The 12,891-nt window shown below is 62.3% G+C and carries 10 protein-coding genes; 1 reads left to right on the top strand and 9 read right to left on the bottom strand.

Features of this window, described 5'->3' with window-relative positions:
• Positions 1 to 4: 4 nt before the first annotated feature.
• The 5 genes from tpiA to rlmE form a co-directional block, all read right to left on the bottom strand.
• The gene (gene tpiA, locus AC26AR_RS00720) at positions 5 to 751 is read right to left on the bottom strand and encodes a triose-phosphate isomerase (protein ID WP_488107388.1); all 747 of its coding nucleotides are present in this window, start codon (positions 749 to 751) and stop codon (positions 5 to 7) included.
• Positions 752 to 924: 173 nt separating this feature from the next.
• The gene (glmM, locus tag AC26AR_RS00715; protein WP_077379492.1) at positions 925 to 2,277 is read right to left on the bottom strand and encodes a phosphoglucosamine mutase; all 1,353 of its coding nucleotides are present in this window, start codon (positions 2,275 to 2,277) and stop codon (positions 925 to 927) included.
• Complete coding sequence (folP, locus tag AC26AR_RS00710) at positions 2,274 to 3,167, bottom strand: dihydropteroate synthase (RefSeq protein ID WP_077379979.1); 894 nt, start codon at positions 3,165 to 3,167, stop codon at positions 2,274 to 2,276. The genes glmM and folP overlap by 4 nt, the downstream gene beginning before the upstream one ends.
• 390 nt (positions 3,168 to 3,557) lie before the next feature.
• Positions 3,558 to 5,561: an ATP-dependent zinc metalloprotease FtsH gene (ftsH, locus tag AC26AR_RS00705; protein ID WP_065392485.1), complete on the bottom strand. Its 2,004-nt coding sequence runs from the start codon at positions 5,559 to 5,561 to the stop codon at positions 3,558 to 3,560.
• 449 nt (positions 5,562 to 6,010) lie between these two features.
• Entirely contained in the window at positions 6,011 to 6,634 is a 624-nt protein-coding gene (rlmE, locus tag AC26AR_RS00700; RefSeq protein ID WP_341542755.1) for a 23S rRNA (uridine(2552)-2'-O)-methyltransferase RlmE, read from the bottom strand.
• 281 nt (positions 6,635 to 6,915) lie between these two features.
• On the opposite strand from rlmE, the gene yhbY reads away from it, so the two are divergent.
• Positions 6,916 to 7,230, top strand: coding sequence for a ribosome assembly RNA-binding protein YhbY (gene yhbY / locus AC26AR_RS00695; protein ID WP_077379496.1), 315 nt, complete (start codon positions 6,916 to 6,918; stop codon positions 7,228 to 7,230).
• Positions 7,231 to 7,336: 106 nt separating this feature from the next.
• On the opposite strand, the gene AC26AR_RS00690 is transcribed toward yhbY, so the two are convergent.
• From AC26AR_RS00690 to carA, 4 genes are all read right to left on the bottom strand, one after another.
• Positions 7,337 to 7,789, bottom strand: coding sequence for a hypothetical protein (locus AC26AR_RS00690; protein ID WP_488107387.1), 453 nt, complete (start codon positions 7,787 to 7,789; stop codon positions 7,337 to 7,339).
• Between the two features lie 125 nt (positions 7,790 to 7,914).
• Positions 7,915 to 8,391, bottom strand: coding sequence for a transcription elongation factor GreA (greA, locus tag AC26AR_RS00685; RefSeq protein ID WP_077379500.1), 477 nt, complete (start codon positions 8,389 to 8,391; stop codon positions 7,915 to 7,917).
• Positions 8,388 to 11,618 carry a carbamoyl-phosphate synthase large subunit gene (gene carB, locus AC26AR_RS00680; RefSeq protein ID WP_084209488.1) on the bottom strand — a complete coding sequence of 1,077 codons (3,231 nt, stop codon included), beginning with the start codon at positions 11,616 to 11,618 and terminating at the stop codon, positions 8,388 to 8,390. Before carB ends, greA begins: the two co-directional genes overlap by 4 nt.
• A gap of 67 nt (positions 11,619 to 11,685) precedes the next feature.
• Positions 11,686 to 12,831: a glutamine-hydrolyzing carbamoyl-phosphate synthase small subunit gene (carA, locus tag AC26AR_RS00675; RefSeq protein WP_176493787.1), complete on the bottom strand. Its 1,146-nt coding sequence runs from the start codon at positions 12,829 to 12,831 to the stop codon at positions 11,686 to 11,688.
• Between the last annotated feature and the right edge of the window lie 60 nt (positions 12,832 to 12,891).

Here is a 12,891-nt window from a genome sequence, read left to right as displayed (position 1 = left end):
AGATTCAACCTGCAGACTGGCAAATGGCTAGGAATTCGTCGACCTGGAGAGAAGCACCTCCCACCAGGCCGCCGTCGATATCCGGCTGCGCGAGCAGCTCGGCGGCATTGGCAGCTTTCATGCTACCGCCGTACAGCAATTGCATGGCATCCGCGAGAGACGCGGACCACTCGCCCAGGCGTGCACGGATAGCGGCGTGCATGGCTTGCGCCTGCTCAGGCGATGCCGTGCGGCCGGTACCGATCGCCCAGACCGGCTCATAGGCCACGACAAGACGGGTACGCGCCTCAGCGGACAGCTCGGAGAACACGGCCTCCAGCTGACCCAGCACGACACGCTCCGACTCACCGGCTTCACGCTCTTCCAGCGTCTCACCGATGCACAGCACCGGCGAGAGGCCTGACGCGAGAGCCGCATTGACTCGTGCAAGCACGGCAGCATCGTCCTCGCCATACAGGCTGCGACGCTCGGAGTGCCCGACCAGCACCAGCGTCATGCCCACATCCTTGAGCATGCTGCCTGCCACCTCACCGGTGAAGGCGCCTGATTCCGCCGGGTTCAACGTCTGGGCGCCCAGCAGGACCGTCGCCGGCAGCCGCTCGCGCGCAGCGCTCAGATAAGGGAAAGGCAATGCCAACGCCACCTGAACCCCCTGGGGCAGCGCTGCGGCCTCCAGTGCGTCGGCGAACTCGTCGATCAGGGCAAGATCGCCATTCATCTTCCAGTTACCGGCAATCAGCGGTGTACGCATGTGCTTCTCCCTTATGAGCAGTGCGAAGATGGTAATGGAGCGGCCCCTGACTGACAACCTCATCGCGAACTGTCAAGCCCTGCAGGCACGCTCGATCGGGCCTTTCATGACGCTCAGAATCGACGACAGGCGCACTGGGCGCCTGTCGTCGATTCTGATGACCGCGGGTGATATCAGCGGGCCTGCATGCTGGCCTCGACCGCCGAGGCGATCTGACGGGCCAGTGCCTGCACATCAAAGTGCGGCCGCCCCTCGACCATGACACGGATCAGTGGCTCGGTACCACTGGGACGCAACAGCACGCGACCTTCGCTGCCCAGCGTCTCTTCCACTTCCGCTACCGCGGCCTGGACGGCATCCGCCGCCATCAGCGCCTGGTTGTCACAGCCCGGAGTCAGACGTACGTTGATCAACGCCTGCGGCGCCTTCTCGAAACCGACCAGCAACTCACTGAGAGAACATTCCTCACGCGCCATGATCGCCAGCACCTGCAGCGCGGAGACAATGCCATCCCCGGTGCTCTGGATATGGCTGCAGACGATGTGACCGGAGGATTCCCCCCCCAACTGCCAGCCATTGGCTTCCAGACGCTCGATGACGTAGCGATCACCGACCTTGGCACGCTCGAAGGGAATTCCCAGACCTTCCAGCGCTGCCGCCAGACCGAAGTTGGACATCAGCGTGCCGACGACACCGCCCCCCAGCACCCCACGCTCGTGACGATCCCGCGCGATCATGTAGAGGATGTCATCGCCATCGATGACCCGGCCATCGGCATCGACCAGGATCAGACGGTCCCCGTCGCCATCGAAGGCCACGCCAAGATCGGCGCCCTGCTCGATCACGGCCGCACGCAGTGCCTGCGGGTTGGTGGAGCCGACATCCTGGTTGATGTTCAGACCATCCGGTTCGCCACCGATGACGCTGACCTTGGCGCCCAGCTCACGGAAGACATTCGGCGCGATGTGGTAGGTCGCGCCATGCGCGCAATCCAGCACCACTTTCATGCCATGCAGGCCCAGACGGCCCGGCAGGGTGGACTTGCAGAATTCAATGTAACGGCCGGCGGCATCCTGGATGCGCGAGGCCTTGCCGAGGCTATCCGGCCCGACGATCTCGATATCGCGATCCAGCTCGGCCTCGATCTCGGCTTCCAGCGCATCATCCAGCTTGGTGCCGGCCGCGGAGAAGAACTTGATGCCATTGTCCGGATAGGCATTGTGCGAGGCCGAGATCACGATACCGGCATCCGCGCGGAAGGTCCGCGTCAGATAGGCGATGCCCGGTGTCGGCATCGGCCCCAGCAGCGAGACATCCACGCCTGCGGCAGAAAGACCGGACTCCAGCGCCGACTCGAACATGTACCCCGAGATGCGCGTGTCCTTGCCGATCAGTACCTTGCCGCGGCCATGGCGTGCAAAGACACGCCCGGCCGCCCAGCCCAGCTTGAGCATGAAGTCTGGCGTGATCGGGAATTCACCGACCGTGCCGCGAATACCATCCGTACCAAAATAACGTCGACTCATCGTATCGTGCCTTCCTGTAGCACGGCCCACGTCATGTCGACAGCATCGACAGTCGGGGCCACGTCGTGAACGCGTAGCAATCGGGCACCTTCACGGACGGCAAGTGCCGTCAGCGCCAGATTGCCAGCCAGTCTATCCTCTACCGCGCGCCCGAGCGCATTGCCGATCATGCTCTTGCGAGAGGTGCCGATCAGCAGCGGGAGGGTGAATTCGTGCAGCTGCGCCATGCGGTGATACAGACGCAGATTGTCTTGCAGGGACTTGCCGAAGCCGAAGCCGGGGTCCAGCAACAGACGCGAACGCTCGATCCCTGCGGCCTCACAGACGGTGATGCGCTCGGCTAGAAAGTCACTGACCTCATCCTCGATCGACTGCGCATAGGCGGTATCCTGCTGCATGGTGTCCGGCTCGCCACGCATGTGCATCAGGCACACCGGCAGGCCGCTGCGTGCGGCCGCCTCAAGGGCGCCCTCACGACGCAATGCACGCACGTCATTGATCATGCCAGCCCCGAGACGCGCCGTTTCCTGCATCACCTCCGGGGTACTGGTATCGACGCTCACCAGCGCCCCCAGCTCGCTCACCAGCCGCTCGACGACCGGACAGACACGTGCCAGCTCCTCATCCGCACTGACAGGGCTCGCCCCCGGGCGGGTCGACTCACCGCCCACGTCGATGATGGCGGCGCCATCGGCCAGCATCCGCTCGGCATGGCGCAGCGCGGCATCCAGAGTCGCGCTGCGCCCACCATCCGAGAAGGAGTCCGGGGTCACATTGAGAATCCCCATGACACGCGGGCGTGACAGGTCAAGCGTGCGTCCACCGCAGTCAAGCGCCATTGAATGGCCCACCACGGGCTCGCGTGGCAGTGAATCAGCGTAAGTCGACATGATCACCCATGCAGAAAACGGGCAGCCAGGACGAACATCATGGCTGCCGGAGAAGGAATCGGGCACCCACTTTAAAGAGGCCTCATCGGCCGCGCAAGGCGTCGAACGGCCGCCACACGGGGCGTCAGCAGATGGCAACGCCATCTGCCCAGGCAAATCATCTGATCAGGGTCAGGAACCTGAGCCACGCCGCGCAGGATAGTGAGTCACACCGCCTCACCCACACTTACCCGGCTCACCCCGACGCCTGATCGCGGATGACATCATCTGCCATCAGCCGCCTCGGGGCATCCAGGGCGCCGCGAATGTCTGCCCCGAAAACGACAACGCCCGAGCGGAAGGTCCGCTCGGGCGTTGTGAGAGTCAGCGCGATGATGGCTGATTCATGGCTCAGTGACCGCTTGGACCACCCAGCGGATCTGACGGACGGCGGCGCGTATCTTCCTCACCGTCGTCAGTGTCTGCGTCATCACCGTCAGACCCGGGGGCCTCAGGCGCCTCAGCTTTCGGCGTGTCGGCCACCGGCGCGACGAGACCACTGTCACCACCACCGGCCGGGCCACCCCAGTCCTTGGGCGGACGCGGAGTGCGCCCTGCCATGATGTCGGCCAGCTGCTCGGCATCGATGGTCTCGTAGGTCATCAGCGCCTCGGTCATCGCATCCAGCTTGTCGCGATTCTCCTCAAGGATCTGCTGCGCCTTGGCGTAGCACTCGTCGATGATACGACGCACTTCCTTGTCGAGACGTGAGGTGGTGTCGCCCGACTTCAGCTTGCCGCCGCCCTGACCCGGACCGCCGAGGAACTGGTGAGACTCGTCCTCATCGTACATGATCGGGCCCATTTCACTGGAGAGACCCCATTTGGCGACCATGTTGTGGGCAAGCTCGGTGGCACGCTTGATGTCGTTGGAAGCCCCGGTGGTGACACCATTCGGCCCCAGCGTCATCTCTTCGGCGATACGACCGCCGAACAGCGAGCAGATCTGACTGATGATCTGCTGGCGAGAATAGCTGTAGCGATCCTCTTCCGGTAGGAACATCGTCACACCCAGCGCACGGCCTCGCGGAATGATCGAGACCTTGTAGACCGGATCATGCTCTGGCATCACCAGACCGATGATGGCGTGACCGGACTCGTGATAGGCCGTGTTGCGCTTCTCCTTCTCGGACATGACCATCGATTTGCGCTCGGCGCCCATCATGATCTTGTCCTTGGCCAGCTCGAGCTCTTCCATGCCGACCAGGCGCTTGTTGCGACGTGCAGCGAACAGGGCCGCCTCATTGACCAGGTTGGCCAGATCCGCGCCAGAGAAGCCCGGCGTACCCCGTGCAATATTGACCGGCACCACGTCGTCGCCCATCGGCACCTTGCGCAGGTGAACGCCGAGGATATGCTCGCGGCCACGAATGTCCGGCAGGCCTACCATGACCTGGCGGTCGAAACGGCCCGGGCGCAGCAGCGCAGGGTCAAGCACGTCTGGACGGTTGGTTGCCGCGATGACGATGATGCCGTCATTCGCTTCGAAGCCATCCATCTCGACCAGCAGCTGGTTCAGAGTCTGCTCGCGCTCATCGTGACCACCGCCCATGCCGGAGCCACGGTGGCGGCCGACGGCGTCGATCTCATCGATGAAGATGATGCACGGCGCCTGCTTCTTGGCCTGCTCGAACATGTCACGCACACGGGAGGCACCGACACCGACGAACATCTCGACGAAGTCAGAACCGGAGATGCTGAAGAACGGCACCTTGGCCTCGCCGGCAATCGCCTTGGCGAGCAGGGTCTTGCCGGTACCCGGCGGCCCCACCATCAGTACGCCACGCGGAATCTGACCGCCAAGACGCTGGAACTTGCTGGGGTCCTTGAGGAAGTCGACCAGTTCCTCGACCTCTTCCTTCGCTTCGTCACAGCCCGCGACGTCGCTGAAGGTGGTCTTGATCTGATCCTGGCTCAGCAGCTTGGCCTTCGACTTGCCGAAGCTCATCGGGCCACCCTTGCCGGCACCACCACCCTGCATCTGGCGCATGAAGAACATGAAGATGGCCAGGATGATCAGAATCGGGAAGCTGGCAATCAACAGACGTGTCCACAGCGACTGCTGCTCAGGCTTCTTGCCGATGACCTCCACCTTGTTGGAGAGCAGGTCATCCATCAGCTTGGGATCGGACGCCGCCGGCCGGATGGTGGTAAAGCTGGAGCCGTCGGCCCGCTCACCCTCGATGGTGTAACCATCGATGGTCACGCTCTTGATCCGGTCGTTCTGCACCTGCTGGACGAACTGTGAATAGTTCATCGCCTGCGGCGAGGTATCGACGCTGAAGTTGTTGAACACCGTCAGCAGCACTGCCGCGATGATCAACCAGAGAATCAGGTTCTTCGCCATGTCGTTCAAGGGGACACCCTCATTGCATGAATCTGTCTTGGCATGCCGTGAATACTCCGACTGCCGTCTTGTGGTGGCCTGCCATGCTATCTGATCGTGCCTGCGGGGTATCAAACGACGCAACACGCCGCCTTGCCTACCGAGTCACTCAAAGCTTGCCTGCGTTGTTCTGCTTGCCGATCGATGATGATGCGACCTTGGCATCTCATCAACCTGTTACCGGCCCTCCGTGCTCAAGGCCCAATGCTATCGACACTACACCAGATGGGGGCCGGCAACCATTGCTTAAAGGCCGGCACCGGACTATTCAGCCGATAGTCGGCCTATATCAGAGATACAACGACTTCGACTGAGGCACAATGATTCCAGCCTGACCAAGTATGCCATCGGCCGCCTTAACCGGTGATGAAGTCGCCGCCCGGGGCAGAAATCGGGATCGCCTGGCATCGAGGGCAACGTCAGCCCTTGAACCCCTGCCCAAGCAGATAGACCTCACGCGAGCGGGCGCGCGACGCTTCCGGCTTGCGCGTGACGACCTTGTTGAAGCTGCCACGCATGTCCTTCAGGTAGGCATCGAAGCCCTCTCCCTGGAAGACCTTGACCAGAAAGTTGCCACCCGGCTTGAGCGTCTGGCGCGCCAGATCCAGCGCCAGCTCGACCAGATACATGCCGGCAGGCTGATCTATCGCGCTCATGCCGCTCATGTTGGGCGCCATGTCGGAGATCACGAGATCCACCGGGCGATCCCCCAAGGTGGCCAGAATCTGGTTCAGCACGGTCTCTTCGGTGAAGTCACCCTGGATGAAATCGACACCGGCCAGGGCGTCCATCTCAAGGATGTCGGAGGCGATGACCACGCCTTCCATGCCGACGCGATCCGCGGCGATCTGGCTCCAGCCACCGGGGGCGGCACCTAGGTCGATGACGGTAGCGCCCGGCTTGAGCAGGCGGTCCTTGTCATCGATTTCAATCAGTTTGTAGCTGGCACGGGAACGATAGCCATCGGCCCAGCTGCGCTGGACATAGGCGTCATCAAAGTGTTCCTTCATCCAGCCAGCGCTGCTCTTGCTGGGGTGAGCCACGTTGTCACCTGGAATGTCGGGGGAAATCGAATACTGGCGGGAGATGGTGCGGGGGGGATAACGACGACACGAAAGGCGTGGCAAGCTTGCGCACGGGTCGTGTCATGAGCGTCGTCATGGAGTAGAATGGCGGGTCCTGCGCGCGGTTCCGCCCGCGGGCACAGACATTGCCTGCGCAACAGACGGGTTCACACCCCTGGATTTCAAGCCCTGGAGTCGACCCTGTCTTTCGCTACGCTCCCCGCTCCCATCGGACGCCAACAGGGAAACTTTACGATACCATGAGCTTGTCACAGTCACAAAAGAAAGCATTTCGCAGCATCGGGCACCATCTTGACCCGATCGTCACCGTCTCGGAAAACGGCCTTTCCGACGGCGTCGTGACCGAACTCGAGCGCGCGCTGCACGATCACGAGCTGATCAAGCTGAAGCTGGCGATCAATGATCGCGAAGCGCGCGGCGAGGTGGCTCGCCACCTGTGCAGCGAAACCGGCGCGACCCTTATCCAGAGCATCGGCAAGATCGCCCTGCTGTATCGCCGCAACCCGCAGGCCAAGCCGAAGCTGTCCAACGTACAGCGCTTCAGCGAGAAGTAAGCCGCCGGGCCCAGGCCTGACGAGGCTCACCTCGCACGCCACGCCTGCCGCAGACAGAAACGCCGCCCTCATCGAGGGCGGCGTTTCTATTTTCCGTGACTGACAATCACGACCTGACGCGCTGATTCAGCTCGAAGGTGATGTCATCCAGCGCCCGCTGGGTGACCTGATGACGCTTGAGTGTCGTCTGCCTGGACTCCCCCTCACCGTTGCCGGCATCACGATACTTGATGACCAGCGTCTTCTTGTCGAAAGTGAAATCCTCGATCAGCTCATACTCGATCTTGCGACACCCAATGAGTGGTGACGGCCGCAGATAAAGCGACTGATCGCCGAAGTGCGCCAGCGGCACCACCAGGTGGAAAACTCCCCTCGCCAACAGGGCACTCCCCAGGACCAATGACGGCGTCAACAGCGCCGAGTCCCCGGTGTACCGATAGGCAAACGACTGGGAGACCACATATGCCACCCCGAACAGCATGAACCCGAGCACCATGAAGATGGCCACCATGGAAGTTGCCATGATGCGCTTTTCCGGCTGACTTCCCTGTACTTCCATTACTCCCTCCCTGAAGGATTCCGTGCCCGCAGGCAAAAAAACAGCCCTGCCGGGATGACCGGCAGGGCTGTCACGACATCAGGATCTGACGAATCAGAGGCGATGCTCTTCAGATGTGACGTGCTTCAGATGTGATGCACTTCGGAGATTTCATACTCCACATCGCCACCCGGGGTACGCACGACCACGACATCCCCTTCTTCCTTGCCGATCAGCGCACGCGCGATCGGTGAGGTAACGGAGATCTTGCCGTCCTTGATGCTGGCCTCATCCTCACCCACGATGCGATAGCGCACTTCGCTGTCGTCATCGAGGTTCATCAGATCAACCGTGGTACCGAAGATCACCTTGCCTGTCTTGGGCAGCTTGGTGACATCGATGACCTGGGACATCGAGAGCTTGGCTTCAATCTCCTGGATACGCCCCTCGATGAAACCCTGTTGCTCACGCGCGGCGTGATACTCGGCGTTCTCCTTGAGATCGCCGTGCTCACGTGCTTCCGCGATGTCAGCGATGACCTTGGGGCGTTCCGTGCCCTTGAGGTGCTCGAGCTCCTTGCGCAGGCGATCTTCGCCCTCGACGGTCATCGGACTTCTACTCATATCATGACTCCTGCATGCAGATCCTGGAGACGACGGACCTTGACATCGTTTCCGTACTCGAGCGCCATGCACACGGCATTGGCACCCGCCAGCGTCGTGGCATAGGGCACCTTGTGCGCCAGCGCAGTGCGGCGAATCACGGACGAGTCATTGATGGCCTGACGTCCCTCAGTGGTGTTGACGATGTAGGCGATCTCGCCGTTCTTGATCATGTCGACGATATGCGGCCGCCCCTCGAACACCTTGTTGACGGGTTCAACCTCGAGCCCGGCAGCGGCAATCACCTCTGCCGTGCCACGGGTAGCACAAAGCGTAAAGCCCAATGTTACCAGAGAGCGGGCCACCTCGATAACGCCCGCCTTGTCGAACTCGCGCACGGACAGGAACGCCTTGCGATCGCCCGTCAATGTCGGGATGGCTTCCCCGGCGCCCAGCTGCGCCTTGTAGAAGGCCTCGGCGAAGGTATCGCCAGAACCCATCACTTCACCGGTGGACTTCATTTCCGGTGACAGGATCGGATCGACACCCGGGAACTTGGCGAACGGCAGCACCGCTTCCTTGACGCTGTAGAAGGTCGGCACGATTTCCTGGGTGAAACCGATCTCTTCCAGGGTCTGGCCGGCCATGCAACGCGCGGCGATCTGCGCCAGTGACTGGCCGATGCACTTGGAGACGAACGGCACGGTACGCGAGGCACGCGGGTTGACCTCGATGACGTAGATCACGCCATCCTGCCAGGCCAGCTGAACGTTCATCAGACCGACGACGTTGAGCTCCAGCGCCATGCGCTTGACCTGCTCACGCATCTCTTCCTGGACGTCTGCCGGCAGCGAGTACGGCGGCAGTGCGCACGCCGAGTCACCGGAGTGGATACCGGCCTGCTCGATGTGCTGCATGATGGCGCCGATCACGACCTGCTTGCCATCGGACACCGCGTCGATGTCGACCTCGATGGCGGCATTCAGGAAGTGATCCAGCAGCACCGGCGAGTCATTGGAGACCTTGACCGCGTGGGTCATGTAGTTCTCGAGCTCGGAGGCGGAGTAGACGATTTCCATCGCGCGGCCGCCCAGCACGTAGCTCGGACGCACCACCAGCGGGTAGCCGATGGTTTCGGCCTTGACGAAGGCCTCCTCGAAGCTGCGTGCGGTGGCGTTTTCCGGCTGGATGAGACCGAGCTTCTCGATCATCTGCTGGAAACGTTCGCGGTCTTCGGCGCGATCGATGGCGTCCGGCGTGGTACCGATGATCGGCACACCGGCGGCCTCGAGCTCACGGGCCAGCTTCAGCGGCGTCTGACCGCCGAACTGGACGATGACACCGACAGGCTGTTCCTTGTCGGCGATCTCCAGCACGTCTTCCAGCGTCACCGGCTCGAAGTAGAGGCGATCGGAGGTGTCGTAGTCGGTGGACACGGTTTCCGGGTTGCAGTTGACCATGATGGTCTCGTAGCCGTCCGCGCGCATGGCGAGGGAGGCGTGGACGCAGCAGTAGTCGAACTCGATACCCTGACCGATGCGGTTCGGACCACCGCCCAGCACCATGATCTTCTTCTTGTCGCTGACCTCGGCCTCACACTCCTCCTCGTAGGTGGAGTACATGTAGGCGGTGTCGGAAGCGAACTCCGCGGCACAGGTATCGACACGCTTGTAGACCGGGCGGATGCCCTGCTGCTGACGATGCTTGCGGAAGGCCTTCTCGGACACGCCCATCAGGCGCGCCAGACGGGCATCACTGAAGCCCTTGCGCTTGAGACGGAACAGACGATTGGCATCCATCTCGCCCAGAGAACTTGCCGCCACTTCGCCTTCCTGAGCGATCAGGTCGGCCAGCTGCACCAGGTACCAGCGGTCGATGTTGGTGAGACGGAAGATCTCTTCGATGCCAAGGCCGGCACGCATGGCGTCGGCGATGTAGAAGATACGCTCAGCACCGGCGGCCTGCAGCTCGCCCTTGATGCGCGCCATGTTCTCGTCGCCATAGTCGGCCACGATGGGATCGAGACCATCGACACCGGTCTCCATGCCACGCAGTGCCTTCTGCAGGGATTCCTGGAAGGTACGACCGATGGCCATGACTTCGCCGACCGACTTCATCTGCGTGGTCAGACGGTCATTGGCCTGCGGGAACTTCTCGAAGGTGAAGCGCGGAATCTTGGTGACGACATAGTCGATGGACGGCTCGAAGGACGCCGGCGTCTTGCCACCGGTGATGTCGTTCTGCAGCTCGTCCAGGGTATACCCGATGGCCAGCTTGGCGGCGATCTTGGCGATCGGGAAACCGGTCGCCTTGGAGGCCAGTGCAGAGGAGCGCGACACGCGCGGGTTCATCTCGATCACGACCATGCGACCGGTGTCCGGGCAGATGCCGAACTGGACGTTGGAGCCACCGGTCTCGACACCGATCTCGCGCAGGACGGCCAGCGATGCATCACGCATCAGCTGGTATTCCTTGTCGGTCAGGGTCTGTGCCGGGGCGACAGTGATGGAGTCACCGGTATGCACGCCCATCGGGTCGAAGTTCTCGATGGCACACACGATGATGCAGTTGTCGTTCTTGTCACGAACGACCTCCATCTCGTATTCCTTCCAGCCCAGCAGCGATTCGTCGATCAACAGCTCACGGGTCGGCGACAGCTCGAAACCGCGATGGCAGATCTCTTCGAATTCTTCACGGTTGTACGCCACGCCGCCGCCGGAACCGCCCATGGTGAAGCTGGGACGGATGATGGACGGGAAGCCCAGCTCGGCCTGGATTTCCCAGGCTTCTTCCATGGAGTGTGCGACCTTGGCCTTCGGGCACGCCAGGCCGATCTTCTTCATCGCCTTGTCGAAGCGATCACGGTCTTCGGCCTTGTCGATGGTATCGGCGTTGGCACCGATCATCTCGACGCCGAATTTCTCGAGCACGCCTTCGCGCTCCAGGGCCAGTGCACAGTTCAGTGCGGTCTGGCCACCCATGGTCGGCAGGATGGCGTCCGGACGCTCCTTCTCGATGATGCGCGCCACGGTCTCCCAGGTGATCGGCTCGATGTAGGTCGCGTCGGCCATCACCGGGTCGGTCATGATGGTGGCCGGGTTGGAGTTGACCAGGATGACCCGGTAACCCTCTTCACGCAGGGCCTTGCAGGCCTGTGCGCCGGAATAGTCGAACTCGCACGCCTGGCCGATGACGATGGGGCCGGCGCCGATGATCAGGATGCTTTTCAGGTCTGTACGTTTCGGCATGTCTCTTCCCGCAATGATCTGGTGACTGAACTCAACGATGGATCAGGCCCTCGGGCCTGCGCTCGGCTCAGCGTCGCGCGCGCATCATCTCGATGAAACGATCGAACAGCGGGGCGACGTCCTGCGGGCCGGGGCTGGCTTCCGGGTGACCCTGGAAGCTGAAGGCCGGACGGTCGGTGCGCTCGATGCCCTGCAGACTGCCATCGAACAGCGACTTGTGGGTCGCGCGCAGATGGCTCGGCATACCGGCTTCATCCACCGCGAAGCCGTGATTCTGACTGGTGATCATCACCACACCACTGTCGAGATCCTGCACCGGGTGGTTGGCACCATGGTGACCGTGGCCCATCTTGACGGTGGTCGCACCGGAGGCCAGGGCCAGCAGCTGGTGACCGAGGCAGATGCCGAAGACCGGCGTCTCGGTCTCGAGCACTTCACGAATCGCGGTGATGGCGTAGTCGCAGGGTTCGGGGTCGCCCGGACCGTTGGACAGGAAGATGCCATCCGGGTTGAGCGCCAGCACCTCGGCGGCAGGCGTCTGCGCCGGCACGACGGTCAGACGGCAGCCACGCGAGGCCAGCATGCGCAGGATGTTGTGCTTGACGCCGTAGTCGTAGGCGACCACGTGGAAGGGGCGCTCTGACTCACGGGTGTCGGCGTAGCCTTCTCCCAGGGTCCATTCGCCTTCGTGCCACTCGAATGACTCGCGGCAGGAGACTTCCTTGGCCAGGTCCATGCCCTTGAGGCCCGGGAAGGCACGAGCGGCTTCCAGCGCACGCTCGACGGCGTCATCTCCCTGAGCATCCTCACCGGCGAGAATGGCGCCGTTCAGCGAGCCCTTCTCGCGCAGGATGCGCGTCAAACGACGCGTGTCGATATCCGCGATGCCGACGACATTCTCGTCACGCAGGTACTGATCGAGAGAGCGAGTGGAGCGGAAGTTGCTGGCCAGCAGCGGGAGGTCGCGGATGACCAGGCCGGCGGCCGCGACATGATCGGACTCGTTGTCCTCGTCGTTGATGCCGGTATTGCCGATGTGCGGATACGTCAGAGTGACGATCTGTCGGGTGTAGGAGGGATCGGTCAGGATTTCCTGGTAGCCGGTCATGGCAGTGTTGAACACCACCTCGCCACTGGTCTGCCCATCAGCGCCGATGGCGCTGCCGTGAAATACACTGCCGTCTTCCAAGGCCAGTATCGCGGGTTTGATCAACGCAACGTCCTCCCCTAAGTGTCCACTTTCCTGCCCGGAATCCGCGGTCGAACACCGGAC

The organism is Cobetia sp. PS-4MA, from assembly GCF_057670765.1.
This window is presented reverse-complemented; position numbering and strand designations above follow the sequence as displayed.

What these genes read in the sequence shown, in the direction of transcription:
- tpiA (WP_488107388.1), bottom strand. Translation starts at nt 751, where the DNA reads ATGCGTACACCGCTGATTGCCGGTAACTGGAAGATGAATGGCGATCTT.
- glmM (WP_077379492.1), bottom strand. Translation starts at nt 2,277, where the DNA reads ATGAGTCGACGTTATTTTGGTACGGATGGTATTCGCGGCACGGTCGGT.
- folP (WP_077379979.1), bottom strand. Translation starts at nt 3,167, where the DNA reads ATGTCGACTTACGCTGATTCACTGCCACGCGAGCCCGTGGTGGGCCAT.
- yhbY (WP_077379496.1), top strand. Translation starts at nt 6,916, where the DNA reads ATGAGCTTGTCACAGTCACAAAAGAAAGCATTTCGCAGCATCGGGCAC.
- AC26AR_RS00690 (WP_488107387.1), bottom strand. Translation starts at nt 7,789, where the DNA reads ATGGAAGTACAGGGAAGTCAGCCGGAAAAGCGCATCATGGCAACTTCC.
- greA (WP_077379500.1), bottom strand. Translation starts at nt 8,391, where the DNA reads ATGAGTAGAAGTCCGATGACCGTCGAGGGCGAAGATCGCCTGCGCAAG.
- carB (WP_084209488.1), bottom strand. Translation starts at nt 11,618, where the DNA reads ATGCCGAAACGTACAGACCTGAAAAGCATCCTGATCATCGGCGCCGGC.